We start from the raw sequence: 25,254 nt of genomic DNA on the forward strand, positions 1-25,254 counted from the left end.
CACTAAATATTATAGAACCATGATTTTTAAATAATGATGAAACTGAGTCAGTGGTGTAACAGCTACTGGCTCAGTTTTTTTCTGTGTGTAAGAAGGGATAGCGACTCAGAAAATTGAGAAGAGCTAGAACAATGAAAAACTGGTGGCATATAAAAATAAACGTATAGCTAAAAGTTATAATAGAGTATTCATTTTAAGTATTAGTCATGGATAGAAGAACTGATTACAATAGAAGAAAGAGATTTGAAAAAGGTGGATGATAGAAAATGAATACTAAAAATTTACAAGAACGTCTACAAGGAATTGATATTTTTGCGAACTCGCCAATCAGTATTGAGCTGCATGACGTAAAATTGGCTAACGAAAAACTATTAGCAGAAATGAATATGCAGTATCACACGAATCAAGAGATGTTAGACATTCTCGAACAGACGACTGGACAGAAAATTGATCCTTCAACGACGGTTTCACAACCTTTTTATAGTGATTTTGGCGGTCATATTACGATGGGGAAAGACATTTTCATTAATAAAAATGTGACTTTTGTTGATTTAGGTGGAATTACACTAGAAGATAAAGTCTTGATTGGTCCAGATAGTCGATTAATTACCGTCAATCATCTGCTTGATCCTGTTAGTAGAAGAGGCATCACGGTTGCGCCAATTCTGGTGAAGAAAAATGCTTGGATTGGAGCGAATGTGACAATTTTACCCGGTATTACCATCGGTGAAAATTCAATTATCGCTGCTGATTCAACTGTCACAAAAGACGTCCCAGCAAATGTGATTGTCGCAGGTAGTCCGGCCAAAGAAGTTCGGAAATTGGATGAATAAACGGATGAATATTTTTAAACTACTGACTGGTGGCAAGGTGAAAAATCGGCGAGAAGTTGGACAAGAAATGTTCGGAATACGATTGGCACTGAGGGCATTGATTTTTATCAGCTTATTATTTTTAGTCGGCTGTTCGACAAATAAATCGACCACCTCCTCTGCCAGTTCGGAGAATGCATCAGGGATAGAGATAGAACAGGCAACGACTGCTAGAAAGGTAGCGAATACAGAACAAACAACAAAGATAAGTGAGGCTTCTGGGACGAGAACTTATTTAATTTGTAATGAGGAAAAGTTTGAACTTTTATTGGAAGCTAACCAGACGGCGAAAGCTTTAAAGGAACGGTTTCCTCTCTCTTTAGATATGGCTGATTTGCACCGAAATGAAAAATATAATTATTTGGCTGAGGAGTTGCCAACAAATTCAACACCTATAAATAGAATCGAAAAAGGCGATGTGATGTTATTTGGATCAGACTGTCTGGTGATTTTCTACAAGTCTTTCGAGACGAGCTATTCTTATACGCGAATTGGGAAAATCAAAAATCCAGAAGAACTCAGCTTTTTAGAAAATGAAAAGACAGTGCGGATTTCAATCGAAGAACAGAAAGAATGATAGAACAAAACAATCAAAAACAAGCAAATAATGTCCATTAAATCTTCATGCTTCCTAGGCATACGACCATTCTAGATAAGTATTAGACCCAAGCAATACATCGCGGTATGCTAAATGTATAAGACATAGACAAATGAATCAGTTGAAAGGATGAGTAGCATGACAAAATGGCTTAATGAGGAATTAGAAGCAATCGGAAATGATGAGAATTTGTATTTATCAATTCCTAATCCGGATGGGAATATGCATGCTCCCGCTTGGATTTGGATTGCTGAAGCAGATGGACGACTATTTGCCCGAGGTTATAGTGGTCAATCGGCTCGTTGGTATCAATCAGCAAAAAGAGAAGGACGAGGACATCTTTCAGTTGGTGGTATAGAAAAAGAAGTCCATATTCGAATCGTTCAGGATGAATCGTTGAATGAAGCAATCGATAAAGGGTATGAGAAAAAATATGCTGGTAGTGCTTATTTAGCTCATATGATTGGCCAGTTAGCTAAGTCAGCAACAGTTGAATTTATTCCAATCGATGACTCAGTGGAATAAATAACCTGAGAAGAGGTACTTCGCAGATAAATGACAATTGAACGAGATGATAGCATCTGACTTCCTATTTTAGTAGTCAGGTGCTATTTTTCTCTTATCTAAATGTGAATACATTTCCTCGCTGATAAATGCTATACTTACTCAGAAAGAAAAAGTGAGGAGTAATACTATGCAAATCCAAAAAATAAAGTCTTCAGAAATCGTACGGGTTAAGAGTAATAAGGTGGAAATTAAGGATACACAGTCAGCGTTAGATTTCATTATGACCGTTTCTTTTGAAGCGAATTCTAATCAGATTATTATTGACGAGGCGATGATTGCGGAAGAGTTCTTCGATTTAAAAACAGGATTACTAGGTGATGCGTTTCAGAAATTTATTACCTACAATTTGCGCCTAGCAATTATTGGGAACTTTGCGAAATACAATAGTCAGAGTCTGAATGATTACATCCTAGAGTCAAACAAAGGGAATTCTATTTTTTTCGTAGAAACAGAAGAACAAGCGATTCAAAAATTAGAAGACTAAATAGAAGGAATCTGCTGTTAGAAATAATCAGTTAGACAGACATTTTTTCACGTAAAATCAGAATCTATTCAGCAAAATAACAGCACCTACAAAAACATACTGGCAGGCGTGAAATTTTTGTAGGTTATTTTGTTTGAATATGCTATTCTAAAGAAAAGTAATCTATAGAAGAATTCATCTACGGTGGAATGATCCTATGAAATTCGCTACATACAAGTCAATAATAGGGATACATATATGCTAAAAGGCACTTTCAGATTGGGCGAATGGGTAAGATCATGTTCTATAAATTTCTTTTACTACTTACTATAATTGGTTAAAAATGAAGCGAATGAGAAAAAGGAACTTACAGCTTTCCATTGGCTCCACTTTTTTATGCTGTTTTGTAAGTACGATTTTGGTATTTATTATAAGGAGGAGTAGTTGTGGAAGTATCCTATCAGGAAATGATATTTTTATTTCTCGGAGGGCTAGGAATTTTTCTATTTGGTATGAAGTATATGGGAGATGGCTTGCAGAAAACGGCAGGCGACTCTTTGCGAGAGATACTTAACACGTTTACATCGACACCATTACGTGCAGTACTTGCTGGTTTAGTGGTCACAGCGATCATTCAAAGTAGTTCAGGCACGACTGTTTTAACAGTGAGTTTGGTAAGTGTGGGCTTTATGTCCTTAAGACAAGCAATCGGCGTGATTATGGGTGCCAATGTGGGAACCACCGTTACAGCCTTTATCATTGGTTTTAATTTGAGTGCGTATGCTTTACCAATTATGGGGATTGGTTCTATTTTATTGTTTTTCTCTAAGCGGGAAAGAATTAATAATATCGGACAAATTCTTTTTGGATTTGGTTGTTTATTTTACGGTTTGAAATTAATGGGTAATGGGATGGCACCGCTACAGGAGCTTCCACAATTTTCTGATTTGATGGTTAATGTATCTCACCATCCGATTCTAGGTGTGGGGATTGGGACCTTATTAACAATGGTTCTACAAAGTTCGAGTGCGACGATTGGGATTTTGCAACAGCTGTATACTCAAGGAAGTGTCGAGATTGGAGCGGCCTTGCCGATTCTTTTTGGTGACAATATTGGGACGACAATCACAGCGGTTATTGCTGCTTTAGGAACGAGTATTGCGGCGAAAAGAACAGCGGCTTCACACGTGGTCTTTAACTTAGTTGGGGCAATTATCTTTACGCTTCTGTTATCGCCATTTACTTCAGTTGTCTTGAAAGTAACGGAGGTTTTCGGTTTGAATCCAGCGATGCAGATTGCTGTGGCGCATGGAATCTTTAACTTCTCTAACTTACTTATTCAGTTTTGGTTTATTCGTCAAATTGAGCAATTGGTGCGTAAGATTATTCCAGGTACGGATAACAGTATCAATTTCAGCTCATCTAATTTAAATGAAGCGATTATTCAAAACTCACCAACTCTAGCGTTAAATCAGGCGAAAATCGAGTTATTGCAAATGGGTGAATATGTGATTGGCGCTTACGATGCAACTACATCTTTCTATGAAAAACAAGACCAAATTGATCGAGACAATGTGATCCAATATGAGACAGCCATTAACGATATGGATAATCGATTAACAGAATATCTTGTGCAGCTGTCATCTACTGAATTAACGATTGCAGAAAGTCACGAACAAACCATGATGTTGGAATTAACCAAAGATTTAGAACGGATTGGCGATCATTGCGGAAATATTATTTCAAATATCGATGAAGCGATTAAGTTAGAGAAAAAACAACAGGCAAAAGATAAGAAACAAGGAAAAACTTCGAGCCGAGAACTTACGCTGACTTATGATGAAGATTTGATTGAATTATTCAGTAAAGTGAAGAAAAACATTGTCGATTCGCTTAATGCATTTGAGAAAGATGACAAAGCGGTGGCCGCACATATATTGGAACGTGAAGAAGAAATCGACGAACGTGTACGATTACTACGTAAGAAATACATTTCAATTATGAACAGCGGACAAGGACGAGCAGCAGATAGCATGCTATTTATTGATTCAGCCTCTAACCTAGAGCGGATGAGTGATCGTTCAGTCCATATGGCTAAGTATGTGCTTGGCGAACGCTACGGAAAAGACGCGATTACTGTCGAGCAATCGATTAATCCAGTGATTGTTGAGAATTAATAGTTAAACGATAAAAGAACCATAGAATAGACAAAGAGTCAGATTTGAGGAGTTGTTTTTCTCCTGAAAATCTGGCTCTTTAGTATTTCTAGGCACTAAAACTATTCTGGTTAATGAATTTTTAGCTATATATTTGAAATCAAGCCTAATAGTTGACATATTTATAATCTATTGGTTTAATAGATTAAACCAATGAGCGATTAAAATAAATTATGTAATTATCTAGTGAATAAAAATATGTGATGGGAGTTTATCGATGGATACAATGGATGAATTGAGAGAACGTTTTTCAGAACTGAGTCCCTTTTTGATTTGTTTGGGCGATGAAAAGAGGCAACAGATTATTCTTCGCTTAATGGAAGAGAAGGATTGTTCAGGATTACAGGTGACAGATTTGATGGAGACGATTGAGCTATCAAGGCCAGCTGTTTCTCATCATCTGAAGGTGTTGAAGCAGGCAAAGATTGTCAAATTTCGGAGTGAAGGTACGAAGAATTTTTATTTTTTGACACATGAAATAGGCGAAATTAATAAGCTAAAACGTCTGCTGGATCAACTAACTAATTTTATGGAAAAAGGATGAGTCAATTGAAAAAAGTTTTGATTGTAGAAACGAATGTGACTAGATATTCTGGGACCTATGAATTAACTGGCTTATGGTTAGGGGAAGCGGCAGAATTTATCGATGAGTTAAAGAAGGCAGGAATTGCCTATGATTTTGTCAGTCCATTAGGCGGCTTTGTGCCTCTGGATCCTAGGAGCCTGAAGTATACGGATGAATCAATTGTTGCTGTGTATGAAGATCCCGATTTTATACAGCGTGGCTTGGTGCATACTATGAGTCCTAATCAGATTGTGGCCAGTGATTATTCTGCTATCTATTATACAGGTGGTCATGGCGTGATGTGGGATTTTCCGAATAATACAGACTTACAGAATATTACCAAAGAAATCTATGTACAAGGTGGCTATTTGACTTCCGTTTGTCATGGCGTAGCAGGATTATTAAATTGTAAAGATGATGAAGGTAACTATTTGATTGCCAACAAACAGCTAACTGGTTTTACCACGATGGAAGAAATTATCGCCGGCAAACGTTCCGTCGTGCCATTCCTAAATCAGAAAGTGGCCGAGCAAAATGGCGCAATATTTAAGAAGAAACGTTTCTACAAGGAGTTCGCAATACAGGATGGTCAACTAATTACAGGACAAAATCCATTTTCTGTACGCGCAGTTGCCAAATTGTTGATTAATGAATTGAATGGAGGAAGAAGTTAGATGCAAACTATTCTTGGGAGTACTGGACAAATTGGTGAAGAGTTGGTCAAAGAGCTACACGACAACTATACGACTGATCTTCGTTTAGTCAGCCGACATCCTAGAAAAATTCACGAGAGTGACCAGCTTGTGGCAGCGGATTTACTGAACTTTGAAGAGACAAATCGCGCAGTCAAAGGAAGTGAAATCGTGTATTTTACAGCCGGACTACCGATGGTTTCAGCGTTGTGGGAGCAGCAGTTTCCGACCATGATGAAGAATGTGATTGAGGCTTGTATCCAGAATAATAGTAAACTAGTCTTCTTTGACAATACCTATATGTATCAAAAAGATAGTATGCCGCAAACCGAGGAAAGTCCATTTCAACCAGTAGGAAAAAAAGCGACTGTCCGGGCAAAAATCGCGCAGATGCTCCTAGATAAAATGGCAACAAACGAGATTGAAGCAGTCATTTGTCGAGCACCTGAATTTTATGGACCAGGTAGAACACAAAGCTTCACGAATACAATGATTTTTGATAATGCTAAGAATCAGAAGGCATTGCAAGTTCCTTTGAATGACCAAGCTTTGCGCACATTGATTTGGACACCAGATGCGAGCCGTGCAATGGCATTGATTGGCAACACCGCAGATGCTTACGGTCAAACATGGCATTTACCTTGTGATGAAAGTAAAACGTATGCGCAGCTGATTGAAATGACAGAAACTATTTTACAAAAAGAACTCAAGTATACGGTTGTTAAAATGTGGCAGTTTCGTTTGGGCAGTCTGTTCAATAAACGCTTAAAAGAGATGAAAGAGCTCTTGCCACGCTACCAAGTAGATAATAAATTCATTTCAGATAAATTCAAGAATCGTTTCCCGGAGTTTAAAGTCACAACCTTTGAAGAAGGGATAACGGAGCTAATGCACGAATAAAGTGTGAGTTAATTCGTTCGACTAAAAAATGAGAGCAGCGATTTTCTAGGTAAATTTGTACTCAGAAAATTGCTGCTCTCTATTTTTAGTAGTAAAGAAAATGTAACTACTGCGCGTGCTAGAGAGTTATGCGAAATAAGTTTTCTAGCAGGTTCTATTTGTCCGGAATACTGTGTTTGTGTCATACTAACCTATTCTATCCGTCAAAAAAATTCGCAGTCTGGTCGCAAGTAGCTTAATAAAGAACTTGATTTCATTCCTAAATCAGCTCAGCTAGCTAAATGGAAGGTAGGGAATGTGCCATTTCACAAGATTGCTCTACGCCTATCATCCTGCTACTGCGAAACTTAGTAAGCAGGACTGGCAGTTAGGAGCTTTCAAATGGAGTGAACTGTTCCAGTTCACAAGATTGCTCTACGCCTACAATCCTGCTACTGCGAAACTTGGTAAGCAGGACTGGCAATAACAAATCGCTTTTTAAAATTTTTAATAAAGTGTCGGTAATTAGAGATTTTTGGTTTTTTTCTCACTAGTGTCTATTCGCACAGTTTTGGAGATTTTTAGAAGAGCGTCAAATGACAAGAATCCATTACCTATTAGGCTTTTATGATAAAGTTACTCTTTTCACTTCACTTTTTACCGTGAAATCTGTGCGAATGAAGACTAGTGGGAATAAACTGGACATTTCTCCTCACTAAAGTGCTCGAATTGAAATGTACAAGGGAGTGAGAATCCTATAGATAGGGGATTCTACGGGCAATTTTTATAATAAAATCAAAAAATAAAATTTATATCTAATCCTTTTCCTCATTCGCATAGAGATTTCGCTGTTTTTTCCACTAGTGTCTATTCGCACAGTTTTAGAAATTTTTAGAAGAGCGTCAAATGGCAAGAATCCATTGCCTAGAAGGTTTTTCTTTCAAAATCAGCTTTTTTACCTCGCTGTTCTTTATAAAAAGTGTGCGAATGAAGACTAGTAGGGAAAAAAGTGACTATTTTATATCTCTAGCCTAAGTTAAATAACAGTTTATGAATTATAAAATTAGACAACTGTGGTATTTGATTCGTAAGTTTGTGCCACTTATTTGAAGTGAAAGTATTATCTCTTGTAGATTAAAAATTATAGCGACAGAGATCATTTTTTAGCTTTCCGAAGAAGATCGTCAGTTGTTACCCCATGCCTTTTCTTATGAACTAATCGATGATTTCACTTTTTCCTGAATCGCTTAATTCTTTTAGATAAGCAAGTGTTTGATCGATTGTTTCTTGCGGGTGGCGTGTCCAACTGCTTAATTCTGCGACAACTTTTAACGGCGCTTGTGAGCGGTAAGAACGAGTCGGATTGCCAGGAAACTTTTTATCGGTGACATTTGGGTCATTCTCGAACGTGTCAGTCGGTTCAACAAGATAGATTCGTTCTTGTCCATCTCCCTTGGCTAATTCAGCGCCCCATTTGGCTGCTTCTAAGGTAGCTGTGAAGTAGATGAAATTAGAAATCCGACCTTCTTCATAATTAGATGATTTTTTAGATACGAGTAAGTCACCAAGCGGTAACTCCGCTTTGGTTCCATGAAAAAAGGGACCTAAATCGAGAGGTTTTGTTTTTTCTGTCATACTGTTCTGCCTCCAATTGATGGAATAAAAGGTGATTTTATACCTTGCTAGGATAGCACGAACAACTATGGATTTCAAAGAAGAACTTCCCAAAAGAATGGCAGAAACTAAATTAGTAACTAATATGACATGACTAAATAATTTGATGTTCTATAACTTTGCTGACAACAATGTGAATATATTTCATAATGTGTGATCGAAAGTCATATGTTTAATCTGACTTTTTGTAATTAAAAGCAAATATAACCTACTTTTCTTTAGAAAGAGTATGTTAAAATGAATGGCAACCTAATCAGATACTTATTTTTTCAACACTAAGATTGAATAATAGCGGAAGCAATTGAGAAATGATAGACTACAATCATACCTAATTCAAGTAAGAGAACTTTAGGTTTTTGGAAGGAATTAACAAAATGACAACAATGAATAATTTACACACGAGTAATCGATCTGCCTACATTCACATCCCGTTTTGTGAGCATATCTGTTACTATTGTGATTTTAATAAGGTCTTTATTGAAGGCCAGCCAGTGGATGAATATATCGAAAAGATGCTGCTGGAGATTGAATTAATCAAAGCTGCGTACCCGAGTCAGGATACCAAGACAATCTACATTGGTGGTGGAACCCCGACTTCTTTATCAGCGAAACAGCTGGATCGTTTATTACAAGGTGTACGTGAACGTCTACCGTTTCAGGAGACCAATGAATTTACAGTGGAGGCGAATCCTGGTGATTTAACCCAGGAGAAGCTGCGAGTGATGAAGAATTATGGCGTGAATCGCTTGTCGATGGGCGTCCAAACCTTCGATAATCAATTGCTTAAAAAAATTGGTCGTAAGCACACGGCAGAAGACGTTTATCAGACGATGGATTTTCTGGAAAAAGAAGATTTCCGCAATGTTAGTATTGACTTGATTTATGCTTTGCCGGGCCAAACGCTGGAAAGTTTTCGAGATACGTTGCATCGTGCACTGGCGCTTGATTTGCCACACTATTCTTTATACTCGTTGATTTTAGAGAATAAGACGATGTTTATGAATTGGGTCAGACAAGGTCGCTTGGAGTTGCCGGATCAAGAAGTTGAGAGCCAGATGTTTGAAGAAACGATTGAGGCGATGGAACAAGCTGGTCGTCATCAATATGAAGTCAGTAATTTTGCTTTGCCGGGTAAAGAGAGTCAGCATAATCTGATTTACTGGAATAATGAAGAGTATTATGGCATTGGTGCAGGAGCTAGTGGCTATCTTGGTCAAATGCGTTACAAAAATCACGGGCCAATTAAGCATTATCTGAAGCCGTTAGAGTCTGGGATTCTACCTGTTGTAGAAACAGAAGAACTAACTAAGCAGAATCAAATGGAAGAGGAAATGTTTTTAGGGCTGAGAAAAAAAGTAGGCGTGTCTACAGATGTCTTTTTCGAAAAGTATCAAGTAGCTTTGGCTGACGTGTATGGGGAAGTTATTGAGCAGTTGAAGAAAGAACGTCTTATAATAGAAGAAAACGGTTCTGTAAAAATGACAAAGCAGGGATTATTCCTTGGAAATCAAGTGTTTGAAAAGTTTTTATTGAGTTAAAAAATAGAAGATAAAGTGACCTTAGAAATTTGTGTACTAGTGAGTCGAGTACACGGATGGACAAGGTCATTTTTTTATTAAATCGTTAAGAAAATCTTAAGAGAATGGCAAGGATATTTGTTTAAAATTTAAGAGGTTCAGCTAAGGAAATCAGCGCAAATATCTGATTTTATGCTACTCAGATGTCTTTTATTTCTTATTTAAAAATAAGGATTAGCACTCGACGGAAGAGAGTGCTAAAAAATATGTATTTTTTCTTGACAGAATTCGAAAGACTTGCTATATTATTAATTGTGTTAGCACTTAATAACTAGGAGTGCTAACGAAAGGTGATGAAGCGATGTTAACACAAAGACAAAAAAATATCTTGCGTCTAATCATCCAAAATTATACTAGTAATGGCAGTCCAGTTGGATCAAAAAAGTTAATGGAAGATGGTATCCAGGCCAGTTCTGCAACCATTAGAAATGAAATGAAGAGTTTAGAGGATGTCGGCTTATTAGCTAAGACACATTCATCTTCTGGGCGGATTCCTTCGATGGCTGGTTATCGATATTATGTTGACCATTTGTTGAAGCCTGCTCGTGTAAATAAAGATGATATGCAAATAATCCATCAATCATTTGGCCAGGAGTTTCATGAAATTAATGAGATTATTCGACAGTCTGCTGAAATTCTTTCTAGTCTCACTAGCTATACGGCCTTTTCTTTAGGACCTGAGATTAAGGAGAGAAAGTTGACTGGCTTCCGGATTGTGCCATTGAATGATCGTCAAATTATTGCGATTATTGTGACGGACAAGGGAAACGTTGAGAGTCAAGTTTTCTCAATTCCAACGGCGATCAGTAGTGCTGATTTGGAAAAAATGGTTCAAATTATTAATGATAAATTAGTTGGGCAACCGTTATTAACCGTTTATCATAAATTACGAACCGAAATTCCTATGATCTTGCATAAGTATTTCCAAACAACCGAAGGGATTTTAGATTTATTCGAGTCTGTATTTGGGCAAGCATTTGAGGAAAAAATCTATGTCAGTGGTAAGATGAATTTGTTGAATTTTGAGCCACAACAAGATTTAAACCAATTTAAATCGATGTATTCATTTATGAAAGATGCCGACGAACTGACCCAGTTATTAGCGCCAATGGATGGCAATATTCAAATCCGAATTGGTTCAGAGATAGGTAATGAATTGTTACAAAATATGAGTATGATTCAAGCAACTTACGAGATTGAAGAGCATGGACGAGGGACAATTGCCCTATTGGGTCCGGCTAGTATGCCGTATTCGAAGATGTTTGGTTTAGTTGATACGTTCCGAACTGAATTAGCCAGCAAGCTCGCTGAATATTATCGTTCGTTGGAATAAAAATAAGTACGCTATAGAGGATATTATTCCTTGAATATAGAGATTGAGTGACTCGATGGACAATCGAAGAATTCGCTAGGAAAGGAAGTCAGGATTTTGAAAGAAGAGAATAAGAATGAAGAGCTTCAAGACGAAGTGACCGCTGAATCAACTGAACAGGTTGAAGAAACAGTTGAAACAACCGAAGAAGTTGTTGAAGTATCTGAAGTTGATGCATTAAAGATTGAATTGTCTGAGATGGAAGATAAATTTTTACGCGCACGGGCTGAGATGGCCAATATGAGTAACCGAAATAAAAATGAACGAGAACAATTACAACGGTATCGTTCACAAGATTTGGCTAAAAAATTATTACCGGCTATCGATAACTTGGAGCGAGCTTTAGCAACTGAAGTCAGCGATGATCAAGGAGCAAGCTTGAAAAAAGGCGTGGAGATGGTGCTTGAAAGTCTACGCGTTGCTTTGAAAGATGAAGGTGTGGAAGAAATTCCTGCCAGCGGCGAAATTTTCGATCCTAATTTGCACCAAGCTGTTCAGACCGTTCCTACACAAGACGGCGTTGAACCGGAAACAATTGTTGAAGTTTTACAAAAAGGTTATAAGTTACATGAACGTATTTTACGTCCTTCAATGGTTATCGTTGCACAATAGTGCTTAATATAAAAAATAAACACAAATAAAACAATTTTAAGGAGACTTTTATTATGAGTAAAATTATTGGTATTGACTTAGGAACAACAAACTCTGCTGTTGCAGTCTTAGAAGGCGGAGAAGCAAAAATTATTACAAATCCAGAAGGAAATCGTACGACTCCTTCAGTTGTGTCATTTAAAAATGGCGAAATTCAAGTCGGTGAAGTGGCTAAACGTCAAGCAGTGACTAACCCGCATACTGTAAGCTCAATCAAACGTCACATGGGCGAAGCTGGCTACAAAGTTGAGATGGATGGCAAATCTTACACACCTCAAGAAATTTCTGCGATGATTTTACAATACATCAAAGGCTTTGCGGAAGATTACCTAGGCGACAAAGTTGAAAAAGCGGTTATCACAGTTCCTGCATACTTCAACGATGCCCAACGTCAAGCAACTAAAGATGCTGGTAAAATTGCTGGACTTGAAGTAGAACGTATCGTCAACGAACCAACAGCGGCTGCCTTAGCTTATGGTTTAGATAAAACTGATAAAGATGAAAAAATCTTAGTATTTGACCTTGGTGGGGGTACATTTGACGTATCAATCCTTGAATTAGGTGATGGCGTATTCGACGTATTATCTACTGCTGGGGATAACGATCTTGGTGGGGATGACTTTGATAACAAAATCATTGACCACATGGTTGCTGAATTCAAAAAAGAAAACGGCGTAGACTTATCTAAAGATAAAATGGCTGTTCAACGTTTGAAAGATGCTGCTGAAAAAGCGAAAAAAGATTTATCTGGTGTAACAAGCACTCAAATCAGCTTACCATTTATCACAGCTGGCGAAGCTGGACCTCTTCACTTAGAATTAACATTAACTCGTGCAAAATTCGATGAATTAACACAAGATTTAGTAGAACGTACAAAACAACCTGTTCGCCAAGCATTAAAAGATGCTGGTTTATCACAATCTGAAATTGACGAAGTTATTTTAGTTGGTGGATCAACTCGTATTCCAGCGGTTGTTGAAGCAGTTCGTAAAGAAACAGGAAAAGAACCAAACAAATCAGTTAACCCAGATGAAGTAGTAGCAATGGGTGCTGCTGTTCAAGGTGGCGTAATCACTGGTGACGTGAAAGATGTCGTTTTACTTGATGTAACACCATTATCATTAGGGATCGAAACAATGGGTAGTGTCTTCACTAAATTAATCGATCGTAATACAACAATTCCAACAAGTAAATCACAAGTCTTCTCAACAGCAGCAGACAACCAACCAGCCGTAGACATTCATGTATTACAAGGTGAACGTCCAATGGCAACAGATAACAAAACATTAGGTCGCTTCCAATTAACTGATATTCCAGCTGCCCCTCGTGGTGTGCCACAAATTGAAGTAACCTTCGATATCGATAAAAACGGGATTGTAAATGTATCTGCAAAAGATTTAGGTACACAAAAAGAACAAAAAATTACAATCAAATCTTCTTCAGGTTTATCAGATGAAGAAATCGAACGTATGGTGAAAGATGCTGAAGCAAATGCCGAAGCGGATAAAGCACGTAAAGAAGAAGTTGACTTACGTAATGATGTCGATGCTTTATTATTCACTGTCGATAAAACATTGAAAGACCTTGAAGGTAAAGTAGATGCTGATGAAGTTAAAAAAGCGGAAGAAGCTCGTGATGAATTAAAAGCGGCTGTTGAAGCGAACAACATCGAAGAAATGAAAACAAAACGTGATGCGTTGAACGAAATCGTACAAAATCTTACAGTGAAATTGTATGAACAAGCTGCTCAACAACAAGCACAAGAAAATCCTGAAGCAGCACAAGGCGGAGCAGATGATGTAGTCGATGCCGATTTTGAAGAAGTAGACGGTGACGATAAATAATCAGAAAAGGTTATGACAGAAGTGGTCAGCTTCGATAAATAAGAAGGAATTTCCGAAAATTGCTTCTTGAATTTTTTGGGAATTCCAGCTTATTTCTGAAGAAGCTACTTATGGAACACCGTTTATTCGGAAAAAAAAGGGGGGATGACAAGAGTTTTGTCACACCCCCTTTCTTTTGAGAAGTGCTTGTTATCATAAATCGTTAATTAAAGTATTCAGCTTTTTTTGAAACTATGATATGATAGCAACGACGTGAATAATCAGATAGTCGATTATTGAACTAATTGGGGGGAAAGCCTATGGCAACAAAACGAGATTATTACGAAGTCTTAGGAGTATCTAAAGGGGCTTCGGATGATGAGATAAAAAAAGCATATCGAAAGCTTTCCAAAAAATATCATCCAGATATTAACAAAGAAGCAGATGCTGAAGATAAATTTAAAGAAGTTTCTGAAGCCTATGAAATATTAAGTGATCCGCAGAAAAAAGCAGCCTATGATCAATATGGTCATGCTGGAACAGATTCAAGCTACGGCGGTGCTGGTGGTTTTGGCGGCTTCGGCGGCGGAGGTTTCAGTGGTGGCGGCTTTGGTGGCTTCGAAGATATTTTCGATTCGTTCTTTGGTGGTGGCGGGCGCTCTGTTGACCCGAACGCTCCAAGACAAGGGGCTGATTTGCAATATACGGTTGAACTGAAATTTGAAGAAGCAATTTTCGGTATCGAAAAAGAAATTAAGTACAATCGTGAAGAATTTTGTCATACATGTAGTGGGAATGGTGCAAAACCTGGAACGCAGCCGCAAACCTGTCATAAATGTCATGGTTCAGGCTCAATTAATGTCGAACGTCAAACGCCACTTGGTCGTGTAATGAGTCGCCAAACCTGTGATGTTTGTCGTGGAACAGGGAAAGAAATCAAAGATCCTTGTCCAACTTGTCATGGTTCAGGTCATGAAAAGAAAGCTCACTCTGTCAAAGTGAATGTTCCTGCCGGTGTTGAAGAAGGCCAACAAATGCGTTTGTCTAATCAAGGAGAAGCAGGTACGAATGGCGGACCTTATGGTGATTTATATGTAATTTTCCATGTGGAAGAGAGCGATATATTTGACCGTGATGGCGCAGAGATTTTCTATGAATTACCATTGAGTTTTGTTCAAGCTGCTTTGGGTGATGAAGTCCAAGTGCCAACTGTTCATGGCGATGTGAAGTTGAAGATTCCAGCAGGAACGCAAAGTGAAACAAACTTCCGTCTGCGTGGAAAAGGTGCGCCTCGTTTACGTGGTGGTTCAACAGGGGATCAACATGTCAAAGTGAAGTTGATTACGCCTAAGAATTTAAATGAAGAACAAAGAGAAGCATTACGGGCCTTTGCTAAAGCTGGCGGACAAGAAGTCAGCGAGCAACAAGAAGAAGGTTTTTTCGATAAAATGAAAGACGCTTTCGGCGGTAAAAAGAAAAGATAAGCAAGCAAATTAAAAAGACTACTTCGGTGGTCTTTTTTTGCTGCCTTAAAGGCTGTTTTAGGGATTAATTCAAAGTGGTCCTTTAGTTTCTTGGATGTTTTTATTTTATCGAGTGAGCATTAATTTTCTGTAGGTTTCTATTTCTATTTGTGTTATAATTCACAATATAAAAGAAGTCCAATGCTATCAATTAAGTAGTAGAAAAATATGACATAAGGAAGTTGAACGAGATGATAAAAGTATTTAAAAGTCCTGCCAAATACATACAAGGCCCTAATATTCTAAAAACTCAGTTGTCTGAAATTACGCGGTATGGGCAAGCTCCATTAATTGTTACGGATTCATTTGTTTGGGAAATGTTAGGAAAAGAATTCTGTGACGATTTATTGAGTGAAGGATTAGCTCCTGTACTAGCGGATTTCGATGGTGAGTCGTCTGATGAACAGATTGAAAAAATTCGCGAAAAAAATGATCCGATTGATTTTGTGATTGCTTTAGGTGGTGGCAAAGCGATTGATACCGGCAAAGCTGTGGCTAGTGGACTTAAATTAGCTGTAGTGGTGATTCCGACGGCTGCTTCAACCGACGCACCAACGTCAGCGATTAGTGTGACTTATGATGAAGAAGGCTTTTTTAAAACCTATAATTATTACGATAAGAACCCAGATTTGGTCTTTGTCGATACACAAATTTTGGTGAAGGCACCGACGAGAATGTTGAAATCTGGTATCGCTGACGGATTGGCAACCTTCATCGAAGTGGAAGCAGTTGCTAAAGCATCGGGCAAAACATTAGCTGGCGGGGCACAAACAATTGCTGCCTATGCGATTGCTAAAGCTTGTGAGGAAACCTTACTGAAGAACGCCAGATTAGCAGTCGTTTCGAATGAAGCTCAAGCGATAACTCCAGCTTTTGAGGCAGTTGTTGAAGCGAATACTTTATTAAGTGGTTTAGGTTTTGAGAGTGGTGGATTAGCAGCTGCGCACGCTTTACAAAATAGTTTCTCAAGTCTCGAAGGACCCATTCAACGAATGACTCATGGCGAAAAAGTTGCTTTTACCACATTGGTCCAATTAATCTTGCAAAATGAATCCGAAGAAAGAGTGCGTTCATTTATCCAATTGTATCAAGAGTTTGGCTTGCCAACCACTTTGAAAGAATTAGGTATAACTGAGATGAGTGATGAGGCGTTGTTTGTGTTGTGTGAAAAGACTATTACTAGTCAAGATACAATTCAGCAAATGCCGATGGAATTGACTGCAAATGATTTGTTTTCGGCTATTAAGGTCACTGATGCCTTTGTAAATGGTTTGAATAGTTAGTTGTAAAGACGTCCAAAAGAAAATCGGAGATACGCTAAATACCTAATAGTTTAGATAGAAAAAGTCCAGAGACAATGTAGATCGTCTCTGGACTTTTTCGTTCTATCGCTACTTAAATATTTAAGACTTTATCTAAGAAATCTTTTGTTCGTTCATTTTGAGGATTTTCAAAGACCTGCTCAGGCGAACCATCTTCTAAGAAGTTTCCGCCATCAATGAACATCACACGATTGGCAACTTCTTTGGCAAAGCCCATCTCATGTGTAACGATAACCATGGTCATACCTTGTTTGGCTAGTTTTTTCATTACATTTAGAACGTCACCGACCATTTCAGGGTCTAGAGCTGAGGTTGGTTCATCGAATAACATAATATCAGGATTCATTGCTAGAGCACGAGCAATTGCTACACGTTGCTTTTGCCCGCCAGAAAGATTATCTGGATACATATCTTTTTTATCCGCTAGGCCAACTGTATCAAGCAATTTAATCGCTTTTTTCTCAGCTTCTTCTCGCGTTTCTTTTTTCAAATCCATCGGCGCTAAAATAATATTTTCCAACACGGAAAGGTGAGGGAACAAATTGAAGTGCTGGAAGACCATGCCAATATGTTGGCGAATCAGATTAATATCAGTATTCTTATCTAGCAGATGGGCACCATCAATAATGATATCACCGCTAGTGGCTTCTTCTAGCCGATTCAAGCAGCGTAGGAAAGTACTTTTTCCGCTACCAGAAGGACCGATGACACAGACAACATCACCATCATTAATTGAGACATTAATGTCATTTAAGACGGTATTATCACCATATTTTTTGACAAGATGTTCAACAAGAATTTTTTCTGCCATCTTATTTCACCCTCTTTTCTAAAACTTTTGCTAATTTTGTTAAAGCTGTAATTAAAATCAGATACATCACTGCAATAATTAGGTAGACATAGGTACTTTGAGTTGTCCGTGCGACAATAATTTTCCCTGTTTGGAGTAATTCCACCACACCGATTGCAGAAATAATCGTAGTGTCTTTTAATGAAATAACAAATTGATTCACGAATGATGGAATCATAATCTTAAAGGCTTGGGGTAAAACAATTTTACCCATTGTTCGATTATAAGAAAGTCCTAAACTACGTGAGGCTTCCATTTGACCAATTGGCACAGCGTTGATACCACCACGCACAATCTCAGCGATATAGGCGCTAGCATTTAAGGTTAGGGTGATTACACCGGCAATAAAATCAGGAATAGTAAAGCCGAGAATATTAGGTAATCCGAAGAAAATGAAGAAAGCCAATACCATCATTGGAATCCCTCGAATTAAGTCAACGTAAATCATGGAAATCGTCCGTAAAATTTTTGAAGGGGCCACACTAAAGAGACCGAAAATAACACCTACAAGTAGTGCTAATACAAAGGAAACTAGTGCTAAGACAATTGTATTCCAAAGACCAGATAACAGTCCTTTGTAGTTATTTTTGAGAATGCCGATAATATTAGATTCATCAACTTTCTCTTTTTTCTTAGTCGAACCGTCTTCAATATATTTATTGACAATCTCATCATATTCGCCAGTTCGTTTTAATTCTTTTAGTCCTTCATTGAACATCTCTATTAATTCAGGATTTTGGCCTTTTTTAACAGCAAAACCGTAACTACCCCCAGTTTCTCTATCAATTGGAGTAGCAAGTTTTTGATTTTGACTGATTGCATAACCAATTACTGGATAATCGTCCATCATTGCATCAAGCGAGCCAGTACTTAAGCCTTCATAGAGTTGATCGGCAGCGTCAAAGAACTTGATTGAATAGCCATATTTTTCTTCATTAGCAGTTAAAAAGTCAGCACTTTCCGTTCCAACTTTGGCACCAACTGTCTTGCCTTTCAGGTCATCATAACTTTGGATGTTGTCCGTTCCGTCTTTAACAGCTACTTGAATACCACTTTGGAAGTAAGGTTCAGAAAAATCGAAATTTTCCTGGCGTTCTTCTGTGATAGTCATGCCGGCAATCATCGCGTCAGCTTGCCCTGAATCAACAGATTGAACAGCTGATGAGAAGCCGATAAAGTTAAATTTAACATTAAATCCTTGTAATTCAGCAATTCGCTTGATTAAATCAACGTCAATTCCTTTGTATTCACCATCTGAATCTTCAAATTCAAAAGGAGCAAAGGCCGAGTCACTAGCAATTACATATTGATCTTTCTTGGGTTTAATCTTTTTCATTTTTTCTGATGTATCGGTAGTCGAACCATTTGCAGTTCCACTTGAAATATAAGTTGAAACAATTTCGTCATAACGGCCACTGTCTTTTAATTTTTTAAGACCGGCATTAAATTTTTCTAATAGCTCGGGGTATTTCCCTTTTTTTACGGCAAATCCGTACGCGCTACCTGATTGTGGTTCGCCAACAAGCTTTAACTCTTGTCCTTGGTTTATGGCATAACCTAAGACTGGGTAATCATCAAAGATTGCTTGGACTGTGTTACTGTTTATGGCGCTATACAGAGCGTCTGCTGCATCGAATGATTTCACCGTGTAACCATATTTCTTTTGATTTTCTTCTAAAAAGATGGCGCTTTGTGTGCCTACTTTTGCAGCAACTGTTTGTCCTTTTAAATCATCGAAACTCTTGATTGTATCATTGTCTGAAGAAACGGCCATTTGAATTCCGCTATCAAAGTAGGGATCAGAGAAATCAAAGGTTTCTTTTCGTTCATCCGTGATACTCATGCCAGCAATCATAGCATCGAGTTGGTTAGATTGGACGCCTTGAACCGAACTATCAAAACCGACTGGTTTCAATGTGAATTCAAAGTTTTGATCCTTAGCAATCTCGCTCAGTAAATCAATGTCAATCCCTGTGTATTCGCCCTCTGTGTTTTTGAATTCAAATGGGGCGAAGGTTGAATCTGTTCCTATCGTATATTTTTTTTCAGCGGCGTGAGTAGTTTGACTAAAGCTGAATGTCAAGATACTTGCCATCATAAGAATGAATGAGAGAAAAATCTTTTTTCTTTTCATTAATAAACCTCCTATTTTCTCAATATCTAATAAATTATATGCTATAAACTATCATTTGCACAAGATTTAAGCTGTGAAAAATAGAAAAAAATATCAATTCGTAACATCGTATGTCAGAACTTATGACATCCAAAAAAGAAACAAAAATACAAAAAGATAGCGAAAGTATGTTCGGTGTGGTATAATTTTTTTTGTTACCTATACTATAAATAAAAGAATGAGTGAGTGATTATTTCTTGGAGCGCCTGGTGCATCGAATGGGTGGGATAAGCTCACTAATAGAAGTATTTATAAGCTTTGTTTTTTCACTTTATCCCTCACTTTTCGAGGATAAGAGAATGTGATACTACAGAAAGGATGACCGGTTCTCTTGAACTGTCATCTAGATAAGATGAGAATGAATACGCAAGAGGGAATTCAAAAGTACAAGACTCTTTTTGAAGAAAGTTCTCTGCGTGGAAAATTTTTGTCCAAAAAATTTCACAGATTGGGCGGACTGCAGAAAAGAAGCGATATATTTCTGTGTCTACCTATCTATTTTTGCGTTTTAATCGATTATTCGACTAATTTTTAACTCTAGGAGGAGAAGATAAATGATTGAAAGAGATACTTCTCATGCTTTCGAACTAGTTTCGAAGTATCAACCTGCAGGGGACCAACCCGTAGCGATTCAACAGCTTGTAGATGGCGTTGTTGGTGGTAAAAAAGCTCAAGTATTACTTGGAGCGACGGGGACAGGGAAAACTTATACCATTTCAAATTTAATAAAAGAAGTGAATAAACCGACATTGATTATTGCCCATAATAAAACGTTAGCAGGGCAGCTATACGGTGAATTCAAAGAATATTTCCCGAATAATGCGGTGGAATACTTCGTTTCATATTATGACTATTATCAACCAGAGGCGTATGTTCCTTCTAGTGATACCTATATCGAGAAAGACTCGAGTATTAATGATGAGATTGATAAATTACGACATTCAGCTACCAGTTCACTACTTGAAAGAAATGATGTCATTGTTGTGGCTTCTGTTTCTTGTATTTTTGGGTTAGGTTCGCCAAAAGAGTATAGTGAGCAGGTGGTTTCTATTCGTGTCGGAATGGAAATGGATCGTAGTAAATTGTTGAAAGAATTAATCGATATTAACTTTGAACGCAATGATATCGACTTCCAACGGGGCCGTTTTCGTGTGCGAGGGGATGTTGTTGAGATTTTCCCAGCATCAAGAGATGAACGGGCGTTACGGGTTGAATTTTTTGGCGATGAAGTCGAACGAATTCGGGAAGTCGATGCGCTAACTGGTGAAGTTGTGGGTGAAACGGAACATGTATCAATTTTCCCAGCGACTCACTTTGTCACCAATGACGAGCGTATGGAAGGGGCTATCGAAAATATTCGCCAAGAATTGGCCGAACGTTTGCAGGTCTTGAGAGATGATAATAAACTATTAGAGGCACAACGTTTAGAGCAGCGAACCAATTACGACATTGAGATGATGATGGAGATGGGCTATACATCAGGGATTGAAAACTATTCTAGACACATGGACGGGCGTAAAGAAGGCGAACCCCCTTATACGTTACTGGATTTCTTCCCAGATGATTTTCTATTAGTTGTTGATGAATCGCATGTCACCATGCCACAGATTCGTGGAATGTACAATGGTGATAGGGCAAGAAAACAAATGTTGGTAGACTACGGGTTCCGTTTACCTTCAGCTTTGGATAATCGACCTTTGCGATTGGAAGAATTTGAAGAACATGTTAATCAAATTGTCTATGTTTCAGCAACACCTGGTCCTTATGAAGCGGAGCAGACAGATACCGTTGTTCAACAAATTATTCGTCCAACAGGGCTGCTTGATCCAGTAATTGAGGTACGACCAATTATGGGACAAATAGATGATTTAGTTGGTGAAATTAATCAGCGCGCTGAGAAAAATCAACGGGTCTTCGTGACGACACTAACCAAAAAAATGTCGGAGGATTTAACCGACTACTTCAAAGAGTTAGGAATTAAGGTAAAATATTTACACAGCGACATTAAAACATTGGAACGAACAGAGATTATTCGCGATTTACGTCTGGGAGAATTTGATGTATTGATTGGAATTAATTTACTTAGAGAAGGATTGGATGTGCCTGAGGTTTCATTAGTTGCGATCCTCGATGCTGATAAAGAAGGCTTCTTAAGAAGTGAACGTTCGCTTGTCCAAACGATCGGTCGAGCAGCTCGTAACTCAGAAGGAAAAGTTATTATGTATGCTGATAAGATGACTGATTCTATGCAGCGAGCAATGGATGAAACCAGTCGCCGTCGCCAAATTCAAGAAGCCTACAATCAAGAACATGGGATTGTGCCTAAGACAATCATTAAAGAAATCCGTGAACTCATTTCAATCACGAAAGCTTCAGATGATGCTAAGGACGAAAAAGTGACTGTTTCTTATAATGAATTGAGTAAGGCTGAAAAAGAAACATTACTATTAAAATTAGAAAAAGAAATGAAAGATGCGGCTAAAGCGTTAGATTTTGAAACGGCAGCGACTCTGAGAGACACAATTCTTGAGTTGAAAGCATCAGAATAGGAGACAATTATGGCAAATGACAAAATAGTAATTCATGGTGCAAGAGCCCATAACCTAAAAGATATTGATGTGACTATCCCGAGAGATAAATTGGTTGTAGTGACAGGACTCTCAGGTTCAGGAAAGAGCTCACTGGCATTTGATACGTTGTATGCGGAAGGACAACGGCGCTATGTCGAGAGTTTATCGGCGTATGCTAGACAATTCTTAGGGCAGATGGATAAACCGGATGTTGATAGTATTGATGGCTTAAGTCCAGCAATCTCAATTGATCAAAAGACCACTAGTAAAAATCCGCGTTCGACAGTGGGAACAGCGACAGAAATTAATGATTATCTGCGCTTATTGTATGCGCGTGTTGGACACCCAATCTGTCCAAATGATCATATTGAAATCACTAGTCAATCGGTGGAACAGATGGTTGATGAAGTGCTAGAGTTAGAAGACCGTACACGGATTCAAATTCTTGCGCCAGTCATTGCTAAGAAGAAAGGCCAGCATAAAAAGGTCTTCGAAATGGTCCAACGTGAAGGTTATGTACGTGTCCGAGTGGATGGAGAAACTTATGATATTTCTGAAGTCCCTGAGTTAGAGAAAAATAAAAAGCATGATATTGCGATTGTTGTGGACCGGATTGTCATCAAAGAAGGGATTCGTTCACGTTTATTTGATTCGTTTGAAGCAGCTTTACGATTAGCAGAAGGCTATGCGTTGGTTGATGTCATGGGAGAAAAGGAAATGCTCTTTAGTGAACATTATTCTTGTCCTTACTGTGGCTTTACGGTTGGTGAATTAGAACCTCGTTTGTTTTCGTTCAATGCACCATTTGGGGCATGTTCTGAGTGTGATGGCTTAGGCGTTAAGCTAGAAGTCGATCGTGATTTAGTTATTCCTGATACTAGTAAGACCTTGCGTCAAGGGGCGATTGCTCCGTGGAATCCGATTAGTTCGCAATATTATCCACAATTGTTGGAACAAGCAGCAGAAAGCTTTGCTATCGACATGGATACACCGTTTGAAGAACTTCCAGAAGAGCATCAAGAGATTATTTTGAATGGCTCAAATGGGGAATTGTTCCATTTCCATTATGAAAATGACTTTGGTGGTGTCAGAGATGTTGAAGTTGCTTTTGAAGGAGTGCTTAAAAATATTGATCGTCGCTACAATGAAACAAATAGCGATTTCACACGTGAGCAAATGCGTTTATATATGACTGAACTGACTTGTCAATCGTGTAAAGGGTATCGTTTGAATCCTCAAGCGTTATCTGTTCAAGTGAATGGCACAAATATCGGTCAAATTAGTGAATTAGCTATAAAAAATGCTATCCAGTTCTTTAATGAAGTGAAATTGTCTGAGCAAGAAAAGATGATTGCTCGTCCTATTCTAAAAGAAGTCAATGATCGGTTAACTTTCTTGGAAAATGTTGGTTTGGACTATTTGACTTTAAGTCGAGCCTCAGGAACCTTATCTGGTGGGGAAGCGCAACGGATTCGTTTGGCGACACAGATTGGTTCCAACCTTTCGGGTGTCTTATATATCCTAGATGAGCCTTCGATTGGTTTACATCAACGGGATAACGACCGTTTAATTCAATCATTGAAGAAGATGCGTGATTTAGGGAATACTTTAATCGTTGTGGAACATGATGAAGATACCATGCGCGCAGCTGATTATCTGATTGATGTGGGACCAGGTGCCGGACACCTTGGTGGCGAGATTGTGGCTGCGGGTACGCCCAAACAAGTCGAGAAAAATAAGAAATCATTGACTGGACAATATCTGTCAGGGAAAAAAGTCATTCCTGTTCCTAAAGAACGTAGAAAAGGCAATGGGAAGGCCGTTAAAATCACTGGGGCAGCAGAAAATAACTTGAAGAACGTGACCGTTGAGTTTCCTTTAGGTGAGTTTATTGCAGTCACGGGTGTTTCTGGATCAGGAAAAAGTACGTTGGTCAATCAAATTTTGAAAAAGAGTTTGGCACAGAAAATTAATCGTAATTCGAATAAACCAGGAAAACACAAATCAATCACTGGTTATAAGACAATCGAAAAGATTATTGATATCGATCAAAGTCCAATTGGTCGGACACCGCGTAGTAATCCAGCTACTTATACGAGTGTTTTCGATGATGTACGAGATTTATTTGCCAAGACTAATGAAGCCAAGGTACGTGGATATAAGAAGGGGCGCTTTAGTTTTAACGTCAAAGGCGGCCGTTGTGAAGCCTGCCGTGGTGACGGAATTATCAAAATAGAGATGCATTTTTTACCAGATGTTTATGTACCTTGTGAAGTCTGTCATGGCAAACGCTACAATTCTGAAACGTTAGAAGTGCATTATAAAGGTAAAAATATTGCAGATATTCTAGAGATGACCGTGGAAGATTCTGTGGAATTCTTTAAGCATATTCCGAAAATTCATCGTAAATTACAAACGATTTTAGATGTCGGCTTAGGTTATGTGACTTTAGGACAACCGGCTACAACTTTATCTGGTGGGGAAGCGCAGCGGATGAAGCTTGCTAGTGAGCTGCACAAAATTTCTAATGGTAAAAATTTCTATATTTTAGATGAACCGACAACTGGACTGCATACAGATGATATTGCGCGTCTATTAGTAGTGTTGGAACGATTAGTCGATGCTGGAAATACGGTGTTGGTTATCGAACACAATCTTGACGTCATTAAATCTGCGGATCATGTGATCGACTTGGGTCCTGAAGGCGGGGAAGGTGGCGGAACGATCATTGCTACCGGAACACCTGAAGATATTGCTGAAGTTCCTGAGAGTTATACTGGTTTTTATCTGAAAAATGTTCTAAAATAATGGTCTGCTTTCTTCATAAAACGATTCCTTTTTTATAATCATTTTAAAAAAGTATTAAA

At 38.2% G+C, this 25,254-nt stretch carries 19 protein-coding genes; 16 read left to right on the forward strand and 3 right to left on the reverse strand.

Annotation, left to right across the window (positions count from 1 at the left end; all coding sequences use genetic code 11):
* The first annotated feature begins 266 nt into the window (after positions 1–266).
* The 8 genes from BAU15_RS03290 (at position 267) to BAU15_RS03325 (ending at position 6,873) form a co-directional block, all read left to right on the forward strand.
* Complete coding sequence (locus tag BAU15_RS03290) at positions 267–833, forward strand: DapH/DapD/GlmU-related protein (protein WP_161841344.1); 567 nt, start codon at positions 267–269, stop codon at positions 831–833.
* Positions 826–1,449: a cyclophilin-like fold protein gene (locus tag BAU15_RS03295; RefSeq protein ID WP_237580121.1), complete on the forward strand. Its 624-nt coding sequence runs from the start codon at positions 826–828 to the stop codon at positions 1,447–1,449. Before BAU15_RS03290 ends, BAU15_RS03295 begins: the two co-directional genes overlap by 8 nt.
* Before the next feature lie 159 nt (positions 1,450–1,608).
* The gene (locus tag BAU15_RS03300) at positions 1,609–1,995 is read left to right on the forward strand and encodes a DUF2255 family protein (RefSeq protein ID WP_161841345.1); all 387 of its coding nucleotides are present in this window, start codon (positions 1,609–1,611) and stop codon (positions 1,993–1,995) included.
* Positions 1,996–2,164: 169 nt separating this feature from the next.
* The gene (locus tag BAU15_RS03305; protein WP_161841346.1) at positions 2,165–2,521 is read left to right on the forward strand and encodes a DUF4180 domain-containing protein; all 357 of its coding nucleotides are present in this window, start codon (positions 2,165–2,167) and stop codon (positions 2,519–2,521) included.
* A gap of 446 nt (positions 2,522–2,967) precedes the next feature.
* Positions 2,968–4,677, forward strand: coding sequence for a Na/Pi cotransporter family protein (locus tag BAU15_RS03310; protein WP_161841441.1), 1,710 nt, complete (start codon positions 2,968–2,970; stop codon positions 4,675–4,677).
* A gap of 256 nt (positions 4,678–4,933) precedes the next feature.
* Positions 4,934–5,260 (forward strand): ArsR/SmtB family transcription factor, encoded by a 327-nt coding sequence (locus tag BAU15_RS03315; protein ID WP_161841347.1) that lies wholly within the window; start codon positions 4,934–4,936, stop codon positions 5,258–5,260.
* A 5-nt stretch (positions 5,261–5,265) separates the two neighbouring features.
* Positions 5,266–5,955 carry a type 1 glutamine amidotransferase domain-containing protein gene (locus BAU15_RS03320; RefSeq protein WP_161841442.1) on the forward strand — a complete coding sequence of 230 codons (690 nt, stop codon included), beginning with the start codon at positions 5,266–5,268 and terminating at the stop codon, positions 5,953–5,955.
* The gene (locus BAU15_RS03325) at positions 5,956–6,873 is read left to right on the forward strand and encodes an NAD-dependent epimerase/dehydratase family protein (RefSeq protein ID WP_161841348.1); all 918 of its coding nucleotides are present in this window, start codon (positions 5,956–5,958) and stop codon (positions 6,871–6,873) included. It abuts the gene before it with no gap.
* Positions 6,874–8,067: 1,194 nt separating this feature from the next.
* Here the strand turns inward: BAU15_RS03325 and arr are convergent.
* Positions 8,068–8,487, reverse strand: a complete 420-nt coding sequence (gene arr / locus BAU15_RS03330; RefSeq protein WP_161841349.1) for an NAD(+)--rifampin ADP-ribosyltransferase — start codon at positions 8,485–8,487, stop codon at positions 8,068–8,070.
* Positions 8,488–8,900: 413 nt separating this feature from the next.
* On the opposite strand from arr, the gene hemW reads away from it, so the two are divergent.
* From hemW to BAU15_RS03360, 6 genes are all read left to right on the forward strand, one after another.
* Complete coding sequence (gene hemW / locus BAU15_RS03335) at positions 8,901–10,064, forward strand: radical SAM family heme chaperone HemW (RefSeq protein WP_161841350.1); 1,164 nt, start codon at positions 8,901–8,903, stop codon at positions 10,062–10,064.
* Between the two features lie 340 nt (positions 10,065–10,404).
* Positions 10,405–11,436: a heat-inducible transcriptional repressor HrcA gene (hrcA, locus tag BAU15_RS03340; RefSeq protein WP_161841351.1), complete on the forward strand. Its 1,032-nt coding sequence runs from the start codon at positions 10,405–10,407 to the stop codon at positions 11,434–11,436.
* Positions 11,437–11,529: 93 nt separating this feature from the next.
* Positions 11,530–12,087 (forward strand): nucleotide exchange factor GrpE, encoded by a 558-nt coding sequence (gene grpE, locus BAU15_RS03345; protein WP_202622707.1) that lies wholly within the window; start codon positions 11,530–11,532, stop codon positions 12,085–12,087.
* Between the two features lie 53 nt (positions 12,088–12,140).
* Entirely contained in the window at positions 12,141–13,970 is a 1,830-nt protein-coding gene (gene dnaK / locus BAU15_RS03350) for a molecular chaperone DnaK (RefSeq protein ID WP_161841353.1), read from the forward strand.
* 299 nt (positions 13,971–14,269) lie between these two features.
* Positions 14,270–15,433 carry a molecular chaperone DnaJ gene (gene dnaJ, locus BAU15_RS03355; protein WP_161841354.1) on the forward strand — a complete coding sequence of 388 codons (1,164 nt, stop codon included), beginning with the start codon at positions 14,270–14,272 and terminating at the stop codon, positions 15,431–15,433.
* A gap of 230 nt (positions 15,434–15,663) precedes the next feature.
* Positions 15,664–16,755 carry a glycerol dehydrogenase gene (locus BAU15_RS03360; protein ID WP_161841355.1) on the forward strand — a complete coding sequence of 364 codons (1,092 nt, stop codon included), beginning with the start codon at positions 15,664–15,666 and terminating at the stop codon, positions 16,753–16,755.
* Between the two features lie 112 nt (positions 16,756–16,867).
* Here the strand turns inward: BAU15_RS03360 and BAU15_RS03365 are convergent, their stop codons facing one another.
* On the reverse strand, positions 16,868–17,605 hold the full coding sequence (locus tag BAU15_RS03365) for an amino acid ABC transporter ATP-binding protein (protein ID WP_161841356.1): 738 nt from the start codon (positions 17,603–17,605) through the stop codon (positions 16,868–16,870).
* 1 nt (position 17,606) lies between these two features.
* The gene (locus tag BAU15_RS03370) at positions 17,607–19,778 is read right to left on the reverse strand and encodes an amino acid ABC transporter substrate-binding protein/permease (protein WP_161841357.1); all 2,172 of its coding nucleotides are present in this window, start codon (positions 19,776–19,778) and stop codon (positions 17,607–17,609) included.
* Between the two features lie 593 nt (positions 19,779–20,371).
* On the opposite strand from BAU15_RS03370, the gene uvrB reads away from it, so the two are divergent.
* Positions 20,372–22,366 carry an excinuclease ABC subunit UvrB gene (gene uvrB / locus BAU15_RS03375; protein WP_161841358.1) on the forward strand — a complete coding sequence of 665 codons (1,995 nt, stop codon included), beginning with the start codon at positions 20,372–20,374 and terminating at the stop codon, positions 22,364–22,366.
* A gap of 9 nt (positions 22,367–22,375) precedes the next feature.
* Positions 22,376–25,195 (forward strand): excinuclease ABC subunit UvrA, encoded by a 2,820-nt coding sequence (uvrA, locus tag BAU15_RS03380; protein WP_161841359.1) that lies wholly within the window; start codon positions 22,376–22,378, stop codon positions 25,193–25,195.
* Positions 25,196–25,254: the final 59 nt, after the last annotated feature.

Origin of the sequence: Candidatus Enterococcus huntleyi, assembly GCF_009933175.1 — a bacterium.
Lineage (GTDB): Bacteria > Bacillota > Bacilli > Lactobacillales > Enterococcaceae > Enterococcus_K > Enterococcus_K huntleyi.

Bases quoted from the DNA above. Each gene is read 5' to 3' on its own strand.
- BAU15_RS03290 (WP_161841344.1), top strand. From the start codon at position 267: ATGAATACTAAAAATTTACAAGAACGTCTACAAGGAATTGATATTTTT.
- BAU15_RS03295 (WP_237580121.1), top strand. From the start codon at position 826: ATGAATAAACGGATGAATATTTTTAAACTACTGACTGGTGGCAAGGTG.
- BAU15_RS03300 (WP_161841345.1), top strand. From the start codon at position 1,609: ATGACAAAATGGCTTAATGAGGAATTAGAAGCAATCGGAAATGATGAG.
- BAU15_RS03305 (WP_161841346.1), top strand. From the start codon at position 2,165: ATGCAAATCCAAAAAATAAAGTCTTCAGAAATCGTACGGGTTAAGAGT.
- BAU15_RS03310 (WP_161841441.1), top strand. From the start codon at position 2,968: ATGATATTTTTATTTCTCGGAGGGCTAGGAATTTTTCTATTTGGTATG.
- BAU15_RS03315 (WP_161841347.1), top strand. From the start codon at position 4,934: ATGGATACAATGGATGAATTGAGAGAACGTTTTTCAGAACTGAGTCCC.
- BAU15_RS03325 (WP_161841348.1), top strand. From the start codon at position 5,956: ATGCAAACTATTCTTGGGAGTACTGGACAAATTGGTGAAGAGTTGGTC.
- arr (WP_161841349.1), bottom strand. From the start codon at position 8,487: ATGACAGAAAAAACAAAACCTCTCGATTTAGGTCCCTTTTTTCATGGA.
- hemW (WP_161841350.1), top strand. From the start codon at position 8,901: ATGACAACAATGAATAATTTACACACGAGTAATCGATCTGCCTACATT.
- hrcA (WP_161841351.1), top strand. From the start codon at position 10,405: ATGTTAACACAAAGACAAAAAAATATCTTGCGTCTAATCATCCAAAAT.
- dnaK (WP_161841353.1), top strand. From the start codon at position 12,141: ATGAGTAAAATTATTGGTATTGACTTAGGAACAACAAACTCTGCTGTT.
- dnaJ (WP_161841354.1), top strand. From the start codon at position 14,270: ATGGCAACAAAACGAGATTATTACGAAGTCTTAGGAGTATCTAAAGGG.
- BAU15_RS03360 (WP_161841355.1), top strand. From the start codon at position 15,664: ATGATAAAAGTATTTAAAAGTCCTGCCAAATACATACAAGGCCCTAAT.
- BAU15_RS03365 (WP_161841356.1), bottom strand. From the start codon at position 17,605: ATGGCAGAAAAAATTCTTGTTGAACATCTTGTCAAAAAATATGGTGAT.
- BAU15_RS03370 (WP_161841357.1), bottom strand. From the start codon at position 19,778: ATGAAAAGAAAAAAGATTTTTCTCTCATTCATTCTTATGATGGCAAGT.
- uvrB (WP_161841358.1), top strand. From the start codon at position 20,372: ATGATTGAAAGAGATACTTCTCATGCTTTCGAACTAGTTTCGAAGTAT.
- uvrA (WP_161841359.1), top strand. From the start codon at position 22,376: ATGGCAAATGACAAAATAGTAATTCATGGTGCAAGAGCCCATAACCTA.